Source organism: Virgisporangium aliadipatigenens, from assembly GCF_016863615.1.
In the GTDB taxonomy this organism is placed as follows: Bacteria; Actinomycetota; Actinomycetes; order Mycobacteriales; family Micromonosporaceae; genus Virgisporangium; species Virgisporangium aliadipatigenens.
In genome coordinates, this window is record NZ_BOPF01000008.1 from 179441 (window position 1) to 196175 (window position 16735).

Sequence of the window (16735 nt, forward strand, 5' to 3'; positions counted from 1 at the left end):
TTCGTTCACCTGGCCGCCCGTTCACGACGACTTCGGCCGTGTCCACTGCCGGGCGAGGTCGGTCGCCATCACGCGATTCAGGGATAGCTTCTCCACGAGGCCGTTGTCGATCAGCTTGACGAGCGCTGACGCCAAGGTGCCCTTCGGGATGGGCTTCTGGTCGACTTCCTTGCGTCTTTCATTGATCCATGCGCGCAGTTCCGTCCTCGTAGCACCGTCTGCTTCGTCCCCGTGATCAAGGAGAGCGGTCAGGGCGTCGTGCTGGGCTGTGGCCAGGTTCGCCACGAAGTCCGGCGTGTGGACCGGCGTCGGGTCGACGAACGGGTTCCACGGCCGAAGCGCCAGCGACGACAGCGGACGACCGGTATCCGGGTCGGTGCCGAGGTCGACGACGTCCAGTTGGATCGGGAACCTCGTCGTCTCGTCGTCGTCCTTCTGCTTGTCCATGCTGATCGTGGCCGTCAGCGCCGACCGCTCTTTTTTCTTGGTCGGCCGGTCCACACGGATCTCGGTGTCCTGTGCACCGTCGAGGGCCGACGATCCGCGGGCATCCTCGCCGTTACGCCCTATGTGGTGGACGACCAGCACACAGGCGCCGGTCGCCTCTTTGAGCTTGCGCACCGCTTCTACGAACAGGCCCATCGCCGTCGCGCTGCTCTCTTCCAGGCCGACAGTGATGCGCGCCTGCGTGTCGAGCACGATCAGCACCGGCATAAGTCGTCGGCACGCCTCGATCAGTACGGACCAGGCGCTCGGGTCGCCGGCCTGAACGGGCTCGGGCAGGAAGCGCACGTCCTCGACCCGCCGCCCGTAGGTCGCCTCCCACGCCTTCACCCGAAGCGGCAAACCCCGACGCCCTTCAGCCGCGACGTACACCACGCGGCCCCGATGGACCGGTTTGCCGCGCCAGTCGAGGCCGGTGGCTATGTGGCACGCCCAGTCGAGGGCAACGAACGACTTGAAGCCACCCGGCACCCCGATGCACCAGCATTCCGACTCAAGCGCGAGAACGTCTCGGATCAGGTGCTTCGGCAGCGGGACATGATCCAGCGCATCCCTGTCGAGCATCTTCGCCATCAGCGCGTCGACAGGATCGACCTGTGGTCCGGGTGTCCACTGCTGCGGTATCCCGGGCGCCGTCGCAGGGGGCGCGTCGGGAACTCGTGTCGCCATCCAGTCAGCGGGCGTGCTTAGTCCGGAACGGATCGTCGCCAAGCACTGCTCCTCGCCCTTGTCGGCTAGGGTGCCGCACTGCTGGGCGAGGCCCATCAGCCGCTCGACGATCTGCTCGTCCGTCCAGTGGCTGCCTCGGAAGCGCCGCATCACGCACGCCGCGTCGTTCAGAAGGTTGTTGCGACCGTGTCCATGTCGGCTGTTCGCCAGCTTCTCCAGCGTCGGGGCGCAGAAAGCCTCGGCCTCCGCCATCGTGAAACGCCGCTCAGCGTCTTCCACCAGTGGAATGGCGGGTAGGCCGGGCGGAGCCGGCAATGGCGACCCGTCCGCCGCCACCGGTGCCGCAGGTACACCGCCAGCCGTCGGTGGCGACGTCGGCGGGGTCAGCCAGGGGAGAGCAGTGCCGCCGCTGCTCGCCTGACTGGGGATGTAGGCGAACGGCCGCCCGCCCGTGATGTTCCAACGCGCCTCGGCCGCCGTCAGCGCGTCCTCCAACTCCTGGTAGGTGTACTTGCGTCCGCCGCCCCCGACAACACGACATAGCGCCTCCTGCACCCCTTCCTGGACGCACTTGCGGTTCACGGACCCCGGCACGCGCATCACCCGCGCGAGATCCCTCGTCGTGTCGAGGTGGCGCCGGTTCTTCTGCCACACGTGGTGCGCGACGGCATGCCAGCGTCCGGCGAACTTGGTGCCGTACGCCAGTTCCTCGGGTGTCGCCAGCGGGATCGGCTTGTCGGGCAGCCAGTACGGGTTCAGACCGCCGCCGCTGTCGACCCAGTAGGACGGCTCGGGCAGGCCCGTTTCGGCGAACAGGGCGCGGATCTCGTCAGCGCTGGCCGGCAGCGGGTCCTGCGGCTCGCCGTTGGCGTTGAACGGTTCCCGCTTGTGCCTCGGTCCGGCTATGTCGCCGTCGAGGTTCAGGCATGGAATCGAGAGGCTGTGCACGGACTTGCCGCGCTCGCCAGCACCTGGGAGCGCTCGCAGCGTCGTGTTCCGGTGCCATACCGAGTCGAGGCCGGGGCACTCGGCCAAGGCCCGTAACTGCGCCACGTAGGCGTCGAGGGAGGTCGCGCTGCCCCACGATCCCCTGACCTCCCCGATTACGCGTGACCCGTAGCCGAAGATCGAGGACGGCGGGGCGTCGGCATACACGAGGCGAACGAACCACTCCAGCTCCGCCAGGTTGGGCAGGACGGTCGTCGGCGCGCTCATGGCCGCACCGCCCCGTCGTTGCCGGCCAGCGGCACGAGCGGCGGGCCGAGCAGCTCGACGTCGAACGGTCCCCGGTGCTCGAACCAGCCGGCCTCGACGAACCGGTTACCGATCTCCTTGCGCCACGGGCCACGTACACCGGCCCAGAGCAGGCAGACGAGTTCACCGAACAGCGGCTCGTCGTTCGGCCCTCGCCATCCGCGACCAGGAGTCTCGGAGCGCGGCACGCCGGTGTGACGGAACATGCCGTCGCTGTCCGCGAAGCCGGCCAGGCGCGCGATGACAGCGCACGAGAACCAGTACCGGCCGTTGCCGCGTTCGAGGAGGTACGGCGCCCCCAAGCCGAACAGACGCAGACGAGCGACCGACAGCTGCAGACCCGATGCCGCAGCCGAGCTGGCGTAGCTGGCCGGCGTGAGGCGAGCGCGCAGGCACTCGTCGGTCGAGTCGAGGAACACTCGGTCGCCCAGCGCGCTGGGCCCGAACAGCCCGGCTTCCGGACTACTGCGAGGTGCGCGCCGACCCGTAGAATCGGGCTGACCTGCAGTCAGTTCGTGATCGCCGCCTTCTTCGCCGGGGGCGGCTTTCTCGTCTCTCATGACCCGTTCGCCTCCGTCCCGGACTCGGGAGCGGAGAACAGGCCGCGCAGCTTCGCGATCTGCTCGGGCGTGAGTGCCGGCGCGCGATCGACCAGCTTCTGGATGGCGATGTCGGTGCGCTGCTTCTCACTCGTCGCCCAGCGTGCCCTGGCGGCGGCTCGGGCCTGCTCGGATGAGTAGTTGCGGCGACGGGGGCGTGGCCTGTCGGGAGTCTGAGTAGCTACGTCGGACACGGCAGTCTCCTGCTCGCTCGAAACGATGAAGGTCCGCGTCCCGCCCGACGCCCTCTGTCGTCGAACGCCCGGGTTCCGTGCGCCGGGATGTGCCCTTCCAGTTCCGTGCGGTAGGCCTCTGACCTAGCCGGACGGCTCCGGGGCTAGCTGCGTGGGAGACAGCGTCACGCATTGTGGATGCGTTTAGCAAGAGGTGGTTCCATCAAGGCGCCGAATCCAGACGTTCGCAGAAGAACCAGTCGCGACGCTAGACGCTGGCGTCTGGCGTGTTCGCGTCACCAGCTCGATGGATCCCTTGATAGTAAAGACAATAGCCGAGGCAACTTCGCGGAAGCCTTACGTAGCAACACTTCTCCCGTCGGAAGTTCTGAGAAGTGCCCTGGCCGGCACCCCCGGGACCGAAGGTCAGACTTATACGTAGAGTGATCGACGCTCAGGCGACGCGCTTCGATATGTGTCAACCTCAAGATTTGGTTGCGGGGGTGCGGGGGTGCGGCGGTTGCCGTCGAACCGCATCGACATCGACAGAAACGCGAGACTGCACGACGCGAGCGCGCGCAGGCTGAACGGCATGAGCGGATCTCACGACATGCCGCCGCCCCCGCCCCCGCCGCCGCCCGGCGGCTACGGTCCGCCTCCGCAGTACGGAGGCCAGCCGAACTGGCAACAGGGCGGCCAGGCGCTGCGCGGGCGCAACAAGAAGCCGCTGCTGATTGGCGGCGGCGTCGCCGGGGTCCTCCTGCTCCTGTGCTGCCTCGGGGCGATGGTCACCGCGATCAACGGGAACGACGGCAAGGACGCCGCCTCGACAACCGTCACGACCGCCGCCGTCCCCCCGGTGGCCACCACTCGGGGCGCCGCGCCGCCCGAGGCTCCCGCACGAACCACGGAAGCGGCGCCGAGCCCGACACCCTCGACCGCCGCCGTCGCCACGATGCCGAACCTGGTCGGCAAGAACGCCGCCGTCGCCGAGGACGAGCTGAAGCGCGCCGGGTTCACCAACATTCAGATGGCCAGCGGCGACCCGAACTCGTCGGTCGTGCTGCTGGCCGCCAACTGGAAGGTCACCGACCAGAGCGCCAAGGCGGGCGAGCAACTGCCGGGCGACACGCTGATCGTCCTGACCTGCGTGAAGATCGCAGCCTGACCCGAAGGGCGGAAGCATGAGTTCATACACGATCAGGATCGGCGGGCCCCACATCCTGTGGGTGATCGGCCCGGCGGAAGGAGCGCACGCAACCGTCAGGCGCAACGGGGAAGATATCGCCTCCGCTCGCAGAATCACCGGGAGCCCGTTCCTGCTGATCGCGCCGGACCTCAGCGTCGGCGACGTAATCAGCACGGTGCCAGAGGACGCCTGGCTTTCCGTGTATCAGCACTGTGAAGGCAGCGATACTGCAGCGGATTGGGGCGAACGGGTCGCAAAGAGCGGCGGCCGATCGGCTTCCGGGAGCCCTTCGCAATAGCTGACGACGTCTCAGCGCCGGTCGATTCGATCGTCTCGGGACGGTGTTCTTGTGTAGCCCGCCCCGGCGGCCCTCCCGCGCGACTCACGGTCATACTAGATCAACGGCCCAGTCGCACTGCTTTGTAAGAAATCCGACTTAGCGGTTGCACGCGCAGATCCGGGCACTACCTTGGACAAGTCTCACCTGTCGTGAGCCTTCATCTCCGCAAAAGCGGAGCGTCGCTGCACATCTGTGCGGTGGTGTTGGCTCCCGAAAGGTGGGATGAAGTGCCGCAGTGGTTATCTGATCTTCTTGAGGTTGTGGGATTGTCTCTCGCGATATATCACCTTTGGAAAGATCGAGACAAGAAGTAAATATAGAATGAGTAAGTATTTACTTCCAAAGGGCCGCTTGTCGGCCCATTTTTATACCCAAAACCGGACAATGCTGCCTGCATGGCCGAGTGGGGGTCCGGATAAGAGTGATTATCGTGTACGGACACCATCGCTGACGGCACCGCCAGCCAACCGCTACTCGACCGCTTCCGTCGTCCGGTACGGGTCGTGGACCACGGGGAAGATCGTCCAGACCTGCTCGCCGCGTCGAGCGGTAATCCGCAGGCGCATCGGGATGTGCGCGGTCGCCATCCGCACTCTGTATGTCTCACTCGCAGTGCCGTGATCCGGCAATTGGATAGGGAAGCGAAACAGGTCGCCGACGTTCATGCCACCCGGCCGCATGGTGCGACCCTTGCCGCCCTCCGAGATTTCCAGGACGAAGCACCGGTAGGCCAAGACGTGCTCACGCTCCACGTGCCGCGTCGTGGCCGGATCATCGAGCCGGCTCGGCCAGAAGTCCGGTACAGCGTCGCGGACCGAGATCTCCACGTCGTCCAGTCGCGCAAACCCGGGCGGGCCGACGAGCACCAGATCGAGCGTGCGTCCATCCTGCGTGATGGTCGCCGTGAATTGTGGTGTGCGGTCCGCGTGGTGCCGCTCGTGCTCGATCGCAGCGACAGTGCTCGCGGTCTGGTTCGACTTGCGTGCCGCCGCCCACGAGCCGAAAGCAGCGCCTGCGGCCAGCGCGGTTGCGATCGCGCCCAACCAGTCGGTGAAGCTCACGGACGGAGGGTATGCGACGCCAGCCTTTGTCCCGACGCGCTAAGCGGAGTGCGGGCTCCGCTGTCGCGTTCCCGGCAGACATCGAGCCCGGTCAGCCGACGTGGGCGATCGACCGCTATCGTGGCGCCGACCTTGTGGACGATCAGGGAGGCGAACAGGCGTGGCATCGATCGAGGAGATTCTGGGAACGTTGGCTCAGGCGCAGACCGCGATGACCAATGCCGTCGCGGCGGCGGCCGGGGCGAACCAGAAGGCGGGCCAGCTTCAGGCACAGCTCGCCGCCCTCGGCGTGCGCGACAAGGCGGCGGCTCTCAACGTCGCCAAGGGCGAGATCGACAAGTACCGCGCCTACCTGGCCGGCGGAACGGAACTCGCCAACGCGGCTGTCAACGCGGTCAAGGCTGTCGGCGGTTGAAGAGCCGGCGGTGACTCGACGAGTTCGCCGCCAACAACTAGCGCGTCGGACGGCACGCCGTCACCGCAGAGGACGCCGCGCCTGTCCGGCGACAGCAGGGCCGATGAAGTAGACAGTCCAGCCGACCCGCCCGCCCGCCGGATGCCCAGCCCAGAGGGAATCGGGTTGGCCGGAGCGGGCGCCGGGTTGTTGGCCTCGCCGTTCGTCGAGTTCCTGCCCCTGGCGGCGAAAATCGGCGTAGGGGTGGCGCTGGCGTTCCTCGGCGCGGTCAGTGCTGGACAATCCTGGTTCATGAAACGGCAAGAGCAGCGGAGGAGCCGACGTGAAGATTGACGGCCAGGTGGAGCCGATCCTCCGCAAGCTGTTCGCTGGAGCGGTTCGCCGCGATCCTGAGCAGATCACTACGCAGATCCAGGCCTTGGGCAGCGACGACGCCGTGCGCAAGGCTGTCGAGCTGGCCATCGCGGTCACCGGGTACGTGCTCCTCGACGTCCACGGCGGCAAACCGACCGACGAGCAGCTGCGGGTGATCGCCGACGACATGGCCCGCATCGAGGAGTGGGCAGGCTTCAGCGCTGAAGAGATCGGCACGTTCCTGTCGCGAGTGGTGGCCGGTGAACCGCTCGCCGGTGCACTGCCGCAAGACACGGCGACGATGCTGACGTTCATCGTTCCGGGCGTCCTGCTCTCCGGGTTTCGGACGAAGCCGGAGAACTGGTGGGACTACCTCGACCGCGCCGAGGCGGCGATCGAACGCGGCTGAGAACGTCGCCGGGGTACCTGGCCGCCGACGATCTGTACGCGCTTCGGTCCGGTGTTCGTCTCGGCCATCAGTCGTCGTCTCCCTCGCTCCACTCGCCGGTGACGACGGGATGCGCGTCGGTCCCGTCGTCGAGCACTACCCGGTCGGCGAGGAACGTCGTGGCTTTGTCAGCGATGCCCGGTGCTTGGACGGTCAGCGCGGCACGACCGATGATCTGCTCGACGACGAACTTCGAGAGGTCGGCGCGTACCTTCGGATCGACGTCGGGCGACTCGATCAGGTCCCGGATGACGCGCACCGCCGAGCCGACGCACCCGAAGATCTCGTGTCGGGTCAGGTCGGCGCCGCGCCGGATCGCCTCGTCGAGCACGTACTTCCTGATGTGCTTCGGTGGCGTGCCGGTGAAGGTGCCGTTCTTGTCGCGCGGCTGGCCTCGGCTCAGTTCCTCCAGGTCCCAGTTTTCCAGTCGCGGGTACCCGGTGGCGTAGAGCGCTTCGAGGTCGGCCATCGAATCCCGACCGCGCCGGGCGAGGCGCTTCATGACCGCGTCCCGGGTGGCTGGCCGCTGTGCCTTGCCGTTGCGTGCTCCAGGTCGTGCGGGCATGTCAGACCTCGTTCCAGAGTGATGTTCCGTCGGAGACGAGCCGCAGGATCTGGCCGGCCGTCAGCGTCTTGGACGTGGCGCCGTCGATCGTGTCGGTCCCGGCGCGCTGCACCGTCACGTCGTTCGCCGAGCCGGCCTTGTTCTTGACGATGTACTGCTTGCCGTTGGGCACGGCGGACGCCGCCGGCAGGGTCACCGTGCGGGCGGCGGCCGACGCGTCGACCACGTTCACGAGGTCGAGCAGGCCGACGGTGAAGCTCGACGAGCGCGCCTGGACGTCATTGGTGAGCCCCTTGTTGAACCGGTCGACGCTCGGCTGTGTGGCGCTGGCGTGCAACGAGAAGTTGCCGCCGGTATTGGTCTGGGCCAGGTTGCCGAGCAGTCGGAGCCGGGCCGCCGACGCCCCGGAGCGGAACCCGACGCCGGTGTGGCCGGTGCTGTGGTTGCGGGCGACGGTCATATCGGCGCTGGCCGCGACAACGCCGTCGATCGCGCAGCCGGTCACGAAGTTGTCGATGATGGACCCGTACTGCGAGGCGGCGTAGATCCCGTTTCCCGCCCCGGCGTCGACCCGGCACCCGGCGACGGCCAGGCGGGCGCCGGAGGCTTCGATGCCGCCGTTCGTCGCCCCGTTGCCGCGCGCCCCGCTGACCGTGACCCGAGTCAGCGACACGTCGTCGGCCGACACGCGCACGCCCGACTTGACCGGCCCGACGACCCGCACGTCGGTGAGCCGGCTGCGCGGTGACGTCGAGGCGATCTCGACGCCGTGGGTGGTGCCGGTCTGCGTCGAGCAGTCGAGCGTGACGTTCGTCAGCGACGTGTCGGGGGCGTTGGTGAGGTACACGCCGTGGAGGTCGCGCACCTGCACCGCCGACGCGGTGACGAGCCCTCGGCACTGGCCGCCCATGAACGAGCAGTCCGCCGACTCGCGCAGCGTGCCCAGCGTGTCGTCCCGCTCGACGTAGATGTAGCCGCCGCCAGCCGTCGACAGCGTGAAGTCGCTCATGATGACGCGGCGCGCGCCGGTCCAGTTGACCGCGTAGTCGTTCTGCGCGCCTGTCGACACGAGCCCGGTCACGGTGACGTCGTCGCACAGATATACAGAGACGGCGTGCTCGGGCACGTGCGCGTTGACGGCGGCCAGGACGTGATGCCCGGAGTAGCCGCGCGGGCCCTGGCCCTTGGTGAAGTTGGCGACCTGGACGCCGTACCAGCCACCGGTCGCGCCGCGCGTGCCGGCCTCGACGGTGATGTCGGTGATGACGGCGTGCTCGGAGTCGTCGACGCGGATGGCGCAGAACGTGCAGTCCGACGCCCACAGCCGCGACAGCTTCATCCCGTCCGACCAGCGGACATAGATACCGTGCCGGTCGGCGGTCGCTCCTGAGTCGTCGCCGTGGCCCTGGATGCGCAGGTTCGACACGCGTACGCCGGTCAGCGGCGCGTTCGACGTGCCGGTGACGGAGACGATGTGCTTGCCGGCGGCGGGGGAGTCGAGCGCGAGGACGGTGCTGCTGCCCTGGCCGACCAGCGACACGTTCGACGCCGTGATGCTCAGCGTGTTCGACAGCGGGAAACGGCCGGACGGCACTACGACACAGCCGCCGGTGGGCCGCTCGGACGCGGCGTCGATGGCTGCCTGAATCGCGGCGTGCGGATCGCCGTCGAGGTCGCCGTACACGCGCGGGTCGAACTCGGGGCGGATGCGCTGTGCCGCCTCTTCCAGCCAGCCCTCGACGAGCGTCGAGGCGATCGCGGCGGGGTAGTTCGGGAACACCTTGCCGCTAGCCACGGTCGGCCTCGGCGATCTCTTCGCGGATGTACCAGCCGAGGTCCCGCCGTCCGACCTGCGTGTAGACCTCGGCGAACTGGGTGTAGAAGTCGCGCTGGTGTTCGGCGGGCGTCACCTGCGCGAAGTCGGCCAGGGATTCGTCCATCCGCTCGACGGCCTCGTGCAGCGCGACGAGCTGCCTCCGCCGGGCGTTCAGGTCCCGCAGCTTCGCCCGGGCCTTGGCCGGCGTCAGCGTGCCGCGCCTGACCCGCGCGGTCAGGTTCTCGATCTCGTCGATCAGGCCGGGGGTGTCCTCGTCGATCGTGGACTCACCTCGGATCGCCTGCATGATTTCGGCGTGCTGCTCGTCGCGGACGGCCAGCTGCGCGCGGTAGATCTCGGCGTGCTTGTCGCTCCATTCGCGGGTCGCCCGTGCGACGGCGCGCTGCAGAACTCGCCGTTCGTCGCGGCTGATCCGCAGTTCGCCAGCGTCGGCGGCCAGCTCCTGCATCTGGCCGAGGTCGCTGATCGAGACGTCGAGGACGTTGAGCCCTTCATAGGTCGGTGCCATCACGCACCGCCGTTCAGGACCGCGCCGCCGTTGAGGACGCTGGTCAGCTTGGCGACCTCGGGCGTCGGCGCGTTGAGGTCGGTGTCCCGTTCCTCGGCCCGCTGGATCTCCCGCCGGCACGCGTGGATCGCCTCGGACAGCTCTTCGAGGGCCGCCATCCGGTCACCGACCGGCGAGTGCCTGTGTCGCATCGTTCCTCCTGCTCCTGCTCCTGCTCCTGCTCCTGGTCGGGCTGAGCGCCGCTCGGATGAGGTCGCGCAGCACCTGCGATCGGTTGCCGCCGCGCCGCGCGGCGAGGAAGTCGAGCGTCGCGAGGTCGGCGGGCGACAGCCGGAACCGCACCGCGTCCGGCACCTCGGGCAGAGCGCCACGTGCTCCCACGGCACCCTCCTTAACCGGTTAAGTCACGGGCAAGTCTGAGCCACAAGATCGAGAAAAGCTAGGGCTGACCGCAGGTCAGAGGGCGGCAGCGGACACGTACCGCTGCCGCCCCGGAGGAACCGCCGAGCCGAGCCCCGACGCGGATGTCACCGTCGGGCTCGGCGTACCCGCTCAGCGCCGCAGGTACGTCAGCACCGTGAAGCAGAGCCCGATGGTCACCGCGAACGTGCTCGCTGCCCATACCGTCGCGATGTCCGGCGGGCAGCCGAGCAGCAGCGCGAGCCCGAACGCGATCGCACCGAGCACGAGCGCGAAGAGCAGGACGAAGCAGATTTCCGTGGGCCGGCTCATGGGCGCCGGTGGATTCGAAGCGGCCACAGGCCACCTCCTTCGAGATCGGCGACCTCGACCGGCACCTTCGGCGGCACGACACGACTTGCCCCGATAACTTGTAACGAGGCAAGTCGTGTCGTTACCGTTCAGGGGTCCGGGCCTGGTGACACAGGGCCGGACCCAGGTGGCGATCTCGGTCGCATCTGGTTTCATCTGAGCGGGACGATGCCGACAGGCATCGTCCCGTGGTGCTTCTCCGGTCGCCCGACAGCCTATGCGCGGAGAGCGACGATCGGCAAACGAAACCGGCCATCGATCGGCGTTTCAATTACCCTGTATCCCTTACTCCTACTAGGTTTCTGTTAGGTAAGCCGTCCACGGGTAAGGGTCTCGGCTTCGGAGTTTTAATAACACAGGGTCACATTCTGAGTGATTCAATTTGATCTTGCCTAGCAAGGGGCAACCGGATTGACGTCCGTCCCGCCGCTACGCTCGGTCGCGGCCGGCGAGTGCCAAGCGGCTCCGTCAGTGAACCGCGTTGAAGCGCCTCGTGTCCGTTAAAGCCCCGCCGTCTGTCCTCGATCTGACAGGCGGATTCGTCACCATCGCTAGATCAACAGTGTCTAAGCACACTTGGGACTGGTGACCGGGCCCGGCACCACCATCGGGATCCGGCCCAGCTGTGCGGCCCGGTGCAGGGTCTGCCGGGAACCGCTGCGCCGCGCGGCCTCGACGACGACCGTGCCGGCCGACAGGGCCGCGATGACCCTGTTGCGCACGAGGAAGCGCACCCGGTGCGGCGGGGATCCCGGCGGCCACTCGGTGAGCAGCAGCCCGCTCTCGCCGATCTGTTCGAAGAGACCGGTGTTGCTCACCGGGTAGGGCCGGTCGATGCCGCACGCGAGCACCGCCACCGTGCGACCGCCGGCGTTCAGGGCGGCACGATGGGCCGCGGCGTCGATGCCGAGCGCGCCGCCGGAGACCACCGTCCAGTCGTGGGCGGCCAGCGCGTGCGCGAGGTCCCCGGCGACGAACTCGCCGTACGACGTGGCCGCCCGCGCCCCGACGATCGCCACGGACCGCTGCAGGGTGTCGGCGAGCGGCAGGGCACCCCGCGCCCACAGCGTCAACGGCGGGTCGGTGTCGCGCTCGACCGGCGCACCGGTGTGCACGCGGCTGATCCGGGCGAGGTCGGCCAGCGACTGCGGCCAGTCGGCGTCGTCGGGGCAGGTGATCCGTGCGCCGAGGCGGTCGGCTTCGGCGGTGAGGCGTTCGGTGTGACGGGCGATCGACTCGGGTGTGAGAGCGCTGCCGAGGCGGGCGGTCATCGCGCCGGTGAGCGTCTCGGAGAGCCGGCCGGCGCAGGCGCGTTCGAGGGTGTGGACGGGGCCGGTCGCGCGCACCAGTTCGCCGATCTCGCGGTTGCCGGGCTCCGCCAGCGATCCGAGCGCCAGCCAGGCGATTCTGCGGTCGGTCATCGATCCTCCAACGGTGCTCATCGCGGGGTGCCCCTTCGTAGTTCGACCGCCTCGCCGACGTCGCCGGCGTCGGGCACGGTGCGGCCGTCGAGGTCGGCCATGGTCCACGCCACCCGCACGGTCCGCTGGAACCCGCGGGCCGACAGCAGGCCCAGGTCCGACTCGCGCACCAGCGGCTTGGTCACCACGCCGGGCAGCCGGAACCGCGACCCGCGCAGCACCTGGTCGTGAACGGCCGCGTTGGACGACCCCCAGCGGGACTGCGCGGCGGCCCGGGCGGCGGCCACCCGTGCGGCCACGGCGGTGGACGGCTCGCCGGTGACGTCGTCGAGCAGCGCCGACACCCGAACGGCGTGCAACATCACCCGCAGGTCCACCCGGTCGAGCAGCGGCCCGGAGAGCCGGGACAGGTACCGGCGCCGCCGCAACGGCGGGCACTCGCACAGGTGATCGCCCCCGGGTTTCGCGCAGGGACACGGATTCGCGGCCAGAACGAGCTGGATGCGGGCCGGATACACGGTCTGCGCACGGGCCCGGTTGATCCGCACGAGCCCGTCCTCCAGCGGCTGGCGCAGCGCTTCCAACGCGGCGACGGCGAACTCCGGCGCCTCGTCCATGAACAGCACACCCCGGTGGGCGAGCGATACGGTGCCGGGCCGCGGAACGCCCGACCCGCCGCCGATCAGCGCCGCCACCGAGGTCGTGTGGTGCGGTGCCTGGAACGGCGGCCGCCGCATCAGCGGGCTCCCGGAGGGCAGCGCGCCGGCGAGCGAGTGCACGGCGGTGACCTCCAGCGCCGCCTCGTCGTCGAGCGCCGGCAGAACGGTCGGCAGCCGCTGCGCCAGCATCGTCTTGCCGGCGCCGGGCGGCCCGAACAGCGCCACGTTGTGCCCGCCGGCGGCGGCCAGTTCGATGGCGCGGCGGCCGCGTTCCTGACCGAGCACGTGGCTCAGGTCGGGACCGGCGGGCGGGACGGCGGCGGCGGGCTCCTCCGGATCGAGCAGCGGCCCGCCGGAACGCAGGAAGTCGATCAGTCGCCGCAACGTGTCCGTGGCCTTGACGACGATGCCCGGGATGAGCCGCGCCTCCAGGGCGTTGCCGGCGGGGACGACGGCGTACCGCAGCCCGGCCCGCATCGCGGCGAGCACGGCCGGCAGCACGCCCCGCACCGGCCGCACCGCGCCGTCGAGCCCCAACTCGCCCAGGATCACCGTGTCGCGCAACGGATCCAGCGGCAGCGTGCCGCACGCGGCGAGCATCGACACGGCGACCGCCAGGTCGAACGACGACCCGTGCTTGGGCAGGTTGGCCGGGCGCAGGTTGACGGTGATCCGCCGCTGCGGCCAGCTCTCGCCGGAGTTGACCACGGCGGCGCGGACCCGGTCGCGGGACTGGCTCAGCGCGGTGTCGGGCAGCCCGGAGAAGATCACCGTGGGTAGCCCGTCGGCGACGTCGCTCTCCACGATCACGACCTGCCCGACCATGCCCACCAGCGCGACGGCGCGCACCTCGGCGTAGCCCATCTCAGAACGCCCCGCGCACGTGGTCGACCAGCGCCCGCCCGCGCAACGGCCGCCACACGCTCACCACGTCGAACCGCACGTCGACCCGGCCGGGCCGGTGCTCGGCGAGCCAGAGCGAGGCCAGCCGGCGCAGCCGCTCGACCTTGTCCGGCACGAGCGCCTCGACGGGTGCGCCGAACCGGCCGGAGCGCCGCGTCTTCACCTCGACGAAGACGATCGTGTCGCCGTCGCGGCACACGAGGTCGACCTCGCCCTCGGCGCAGCGCCAGTTGCGCTCGAGCACCCACATGCCCGCCTCGGCCGTGAGGTAGGCGACGGCTCGTCGCTCTCCGTATGCCCCGACCGCGTTCTTGACCGACGTCATGTGCCGAGAGTCGACGGCGCAATCCGTTGGTACAACGCGCCGATGATCCACATGTGGACAGCGGGGGCGGTTGTGGACGGGGTGGCGGTAACGCTCACGATCTGTTACGGCAACGCCGGGGAAACACCGGATGTCCAGGATGTTCGGCATGCTGCTGCAACGGGTGCTGCTGCGCCTGCCGGACCGCCCCGGGTCGCTGGGCCGCGTCACGATGCTGATGGGCCGGCTCGGGGTCGACATCCACCAGGTCCGGGTGCTGGCGCGCGACGGCGCGCACGCCACCGACGAGTTCGTGGTGGCGGTGCCGGGTCCGGTGGTCGGCGGCTGCCTGGTGGAGCTGCTGGAGGAGGTGGAGGACGTGCGCGTGCTCGGCACCTGGCCGGTGGAGGAGTCCGACGACGAGTGGTGGCCGACGCCCGAGAAAAAGGCGGCCCCCGCCTGACTAGCGCAGCGTCCGGAGGCGGGTCACGGCCGCGTCCAGCACCTCGTCCTTCTTGCAGAACGCGAACCGCACGAGCCGTCGCCCCTCGTCGGCGTGGTCGTAGAAAACCTGTGTGGGAACGCCCACGACGCCGCAGCGTTCGGGTAGCGAGCGGCAGAACTCGACCCCGTCGGTGCCGCCGAGCGGCGTGATGTCGACGGTGACGAAGTAGGTGCCCTCGGGGGTGAACACCTCGAAGCCGGCCTCGCGCAGCCCCGCGCAGAGCCGGTCCCGCTTGCCCTGCAGGGCCAGCCGCGCGGACTCCACGTACTCGGGCCCGAGCCCCAGGGCGACGGCGACGGCCGGCTGCAGCGGCCCCGCGTTGACGAACGTCAGGAACTGCTTGACCCGCATCAGCGCGGAGACCAGCGGCGCCGGCCCGCTCGCCCAGCCGATCTTCCAGCCCGTGCACGAGAACGTCTTCCCCGCGGAGGAGATCCGCAGCGTGCGCTCCCACATGCCGGGCAGGGTCGCCAGCGGCACATGTTCCCCGTCGAAGGTCTGGTGCTCGTAGACCTCGTCGGTGACGGCGAGAACGTCGTGCTCACGGCAGGCGTTCGAGATGATCTCCAACTCGGAACGGGTGAAGACCTTGCCGGTCGGGTTGTGCGGCGAGTTGAGGAGGACCATGCGGGTACGCGGGCCGAAGGCCGCGCGGAACTCCCCGGGGTCGAACGCGTAACGCCCGTCCGCGGGCCGCAGCGTGACCGGCCGGCGCACGGCACCGGCGAGCGCGATCGAGGCGGCGTAGGAGTCGTAGTAGGGCTCGAAGCAGACGACCTCGTCGCCCGGCTCGCACAGCGCGAGGATCGCGGCGGCGATCGCCTCCGTCGCCCCGGCCGTGACGACGATCTGCCCGTCGGGGTCGTAGTCCAGCCCCCAGTAGGCCTTCTGCTGGGCGGAGAGCGCCTGGCGCAGCTCGGGCACCCCGGGGCCGGGCGGGTACTGGTTGCGACCGTCGTGGATCGCCCGCGCGGCCGCGTCGAGCATCTCGCGCGGGCCGTCGGTGTCCGGGAAACCCTGGCCGAGGTTGATCGACCCGGTGCGGACCGCGAGCGCGGACATCTCGGCGAAGATCGTCGTCCCGAACGGGCGCATCCGCGCCACCAGTGGATCGCCCATGAAGACAGACTAAGTCGTGTCTCGAAGTGGCTGGCCGGCCTGCGGCGGACTCAGACGCCGCTCGACCGACCACTTCGAGACGCGACTTTGCGTCCCAGGATGGGGAGGTATCGGGCCAGGACGTCCCCGGTGGGTAGCGGGGGCGGCGCCCATCACCTACGGTGCAGGACCGTGGAGCCACATCGCAGGTACTCGGACGACGACCAGACCTGGTACGGCGGCGAGTGGGACGCCGGTCGCCGGGGCGGGGCGGGTGCTCCCGAGCCGCGTTCGAGCGACGACCGTCCCGCCTGGGCCACGACGTCGGGCTCCTTCGACACCCTCGGACCCCGTTCGGGTGAACCGCTGCCGCCGCTGCCCGGTGACTCCGGCCCGAGCACCGATCCGGGGGAGACGTCCCGGCGCACGGTCGAGTCGATCGACGTGGGGCCGCTGCGCCGGCCGCAGCCGAGCGGCGAGTTCCGGGCGTTCGGTGACCCGGAGCCGACCTCCACGCCCCCGCGCGACTACCCGTCCTCGGCGCCGTCCCGCGAGTATCCGGGCGAGTACGAGCCGGAGCCCGCGTCGAACGTCTCCGCCGCGCCCACCGGCCCGGTTCTCGCGGCGCCGAGCCTCGCCGCCTACGGGCCTGGCGCGGGTACCACGTACGGCACGCCGCCGCCGAGCGCGTTCAACGCCCCGACCAGCGCGGTCAACATGGTGGGCGGCGTCGGCGGGCAGAACGTCTATCAGACGAAGAAGACCGGGCTGCAGCTCGGCATCGCGGTGCTGGTCGTGCTCTTCGAGATTCCGGCGCTGCTGGTGCTCTTCTCCTCGATCATGAGCGACGTGATGATCATCCCGGGGACGATCTCCGGGGTGTTCCTGGTGGCGGGGCTGCCGCCGTTCGGGGCCGGGGTCTACGGGCTGCTGAGCGGAGCGGCCTCGGGCGCGGGCGGGCTGCGGCTGTGGGGCCGAACGCCACTGGCGTACCTGCCCGTCGGGATCGTCCTGTTCCTCTGCGCCGCCCTGGCAGCGGGCTGACCAGCCGATTAATCGCCCCAGCGGCGCGCGGCGTACACTTTACGACCGGCGACCACCTTGTGTGGTCGACCTCGCGCGCCCTTCCCCATCCGCACGGGTGGAGACGGCGGTCCC

Annotated in this window: 20 protein-coding genes; 6 read left to right on the forward strand and 14 right to left on the reverse strand. The window is 69.5% G+C overall.

Annotated features, from left to right (window positions below; all coding sequences use genetic code 11):
- Positions 1-21: 21 nt before the first annotated feature.
- Genes Val02_RS13430 through Val02_RS13440 form a run of 3 tightly spaced genes read right to left on the reverse strand, consistent with a single transcriptional unit; the run spans position 22 to position 3220 of the window.
- Entirely contained in the window at positions 22-2388 is a 2367-nt protein-coding gene (locus Val02_RS13430; protein WP_203899346.1) for an AAA family ATPase, read from the reverse strand.
- Entirely contained in the window at positions 2385-2987 is a 603-nt protein-coding gene (locus Val02_RS13435) for a hypothetical protein (protein WP_203899347.1), read from the reverse strand. Before Val02_RS13435 ends, Val02_RS13430 begins: the two co-directional genes overlap by 4 nt.
- Positions 2984-3220 carry a hypothetical protein gene (locus tag Val02_RS13440; RefSeq protein ID WP_203899348.1) on the reverse strand — a complete coding sequence of 79 codons (237 nt, stop codon included), beginning with the start codon at positions 3218-3220 and terminating at the stop codon, positions 2984-2986. Before Val02_RS13440 ends, Val02_RS13435 begins: the two co-directional genes overlap by 4 nt.
- 490 nt (positions 3221-3710) lie before the next feature.
- On the opposite strand from Val02_RS13440, the gene Val02_RS13445 reads away from it, so the two are divergent.
- Both Val02_RS13445 and Val02_RS13450 read left to right on the forward strand, forming a co-directional pair.
- Positions 3711-4367, forward strand: a complete 657-nt coding sequence (locus Val02_RS13445; protein WP_203899349.1) for a PASTA domain-containing protein — start codon at positions 3711-3713, stop codon at positions 4365-4367.
- A gap of 16 nt (positions 4368-4383) precedes the next feature.
- A complete protein-coding gene (locus Val02_RS13450) occupies positions 4384-4686 on the forward strand; it encodes a hypothetical protein (protein WP_203899350.1) in 303 nt (100 codons plus the stop codon).
- 512 nt (positions 4687-5198) lie between these two features.
- Here Val02_RS13450 and Val02_RS13455 read toward each other — a convergent pair.
- Positions 5199-5789: a hypothetical protein gene (locus Val02_RS13455; protein WP_203899351.1), complete on the reverse strand. Its 591-nt coding sequence runs from the start codon at positions 5787-5789 to the stop codon at positions 5199-5201.
- Positions 5790-5949: 160 nt separating this feature from the next.
- Between Val02_RS13455 and Val02_RS13460 the strand changes: the two genes are divergently transcribed.
- Positions 5950-6204 (forward strand): hypothetical protein, encoded by a 255-nt coding sequence (locus tag Val02_RS13460; protein WP_203899352.1) that lies wholly within the window; start codon positions 5950-5952, stop codon positions 6202-6204.
- A gap of 322 nt (positions 6205-6526) precedes the next feature.
- On the forward strand, positions 6527-6967 hold the full coding sequence (locus Val02_RS13465) for a hypothetical protein (RefSeq protein ID WP_203899353.1): 441 nt from the start codon (positions 6527-6529) through the stop codon (positions 6965-6967).
- A 67-nt stretch (positions 6968-7034) separates the two neighbouring features.
- Here Val02_RS13465 and Val02_RS13470 read toward each other — a convergent pair whose 3' ends face one another.
- From Val02_RS13470 to Val02_RS13510, 9 genes are all read right to left on the reverse strand, one after another.
- Positions 7035-7508: a hypothetical protein gene (locus Val02_RS13470; protein WP_203899354.1), complete on the reverse strand. Its 474-nt coding sequence runs from the start codon at positions 7506-7508 to the stop codon at positions 7035-7037.
- A 64-nt stretch (positions 7509-7572) separates the two neighbouring features.
- Positions 7573-9366, reverse strand: coding sequence for a right-handed parallel beta-helix repeat-containing protein (locus tag Val02_RS13475; RefSeq protein WP_203899355.1), 1794 nt, complete (start codon positions 9364-9366; stop codon positions 7573-7575).
- Positions 9359-9916: a hypothetical protein gene (locus tag Val02_RS13480; protein ID WP_203899356.1), complete on the reverse strand. Its 558-nt coding sequence runs from the start codon at positions 9914-9916 to the stop codon at positions 9359-9361. The genes Val02_RS13475 and Val02_RS13480 overlap by 8 nt, the downstream gene beginning before the upstream one ends.
- Positions 9916-10074: a hypothetical protein gene (locus tag Val02_RS13485; RefSeq protein ID WP_239152837.1), complete on the reverse strand. Its 159-nt coding sequence runs from the start codon at positions 10072-10074 to the stop codon at positions 9916-9918. The genes Val02_RS13480 and Val02_RS13485 overlap by 1 nt, the downstream gene beginning before the upstream one ends.
- Positions 10075-10078: 4 nt before the next feature.
- Entirely contained in the window at positions 10079-10297 is a 219-nt protein-coding gene (locus Val02_RS13490; protein ID WP_203899358.1) for a ribbon-helix-helix protein, CopG family, read from the reverse strand.
- A gap of 171 nt (positions 10298-10468) precedes the next feature.
- Complete coding sequence (locus Val02_RS13495) at positions 10469-10675, reverse strand: hypothetical protein (protein ID WP_203899359.1); 207 nt, start codon at positions 10673-10675, stop codon at positions 10469-10471.
- Positions 10676-11253: 578 nt separating this feature from the next.
- A complete protein-coding gene (locus Val02_RS13500; RefSeq protein WP_203899360.1) occupies positions 11254-12108 on the reverse strand; it encodes a DNA-processing protein DprA in 855 nt (284 codons plus the stop codon).
- 17 nt (positions 12109-12125) lie between these two features.
- Positions 12126-13631 carry a YifB family Mg chelatase-like AAA ATPase gene (locus Val02_RS13505; protein ID WP_203899361.1) on the reverse strand — a complete coding sequence of 502 codons (1506 nt, stop codon included), beginning with the start codon at positions 13629-13631 and terminating at the stop codon, positions 12126-12128.
- 1 nt (position 13632) lies between these two features.
- The gene (locus tag Val02_RS13510; protein WP_203899362.1) at positions 13633-13995 is read right to left on the reverse strand and encodes a YraN family protein; all 363 of its coding nucleotides are present in this window, start codon (positions 13993-13995) and stop codon (positions 13633-13635) included.
- A 130-nt stretch (positions 13996-14125) separates the two neighbouring features.
- On the opposite strand from Val02_RS13510, the gene Val02_RS13515 reads away from it, so the two are divergent.
- Positions 14126-14437 (forward strand): ACT domain-containing protein, encoded by a 312-nt coding sequence (locus Val02_RS13515; RefSeq protein WP_203899363.1) that lies wholly within the window; start codon positions 14126-14128, stop codon positions 14435-14437.
- Here the strand turns inward: Val02_RS13515 and Val02_RS13520 are convergent, their stop codons facing one another.
- Positions 14438-15598, reverse strand: a complete 1161-nt coding sequence (locus tag Val02_RS13520; protein ID WP_203899364.1) for a pyridoxal phosphate-dependent aminotransferase — start codon at positions 15596-15598, stop codon at positions 14438-14440.
- A 171-nt stretch (positions 15599-15769) separates the two neighbouring features.
- Between Val02_RS13520 and Val02_RS13525 the strand changes: the two genes are divergently transcribed.
- Positions 15770-16621, forward strand: coding sequence for a phage holin family protein (locus Val02_RS13525; RefSeq protein WP_203899365.1), 852 nt, complete (start codon positions 15770-15772; stop codon positions 16619-16621).
- Positions 16622-16735: the final 114 nt, after the last annotated feature.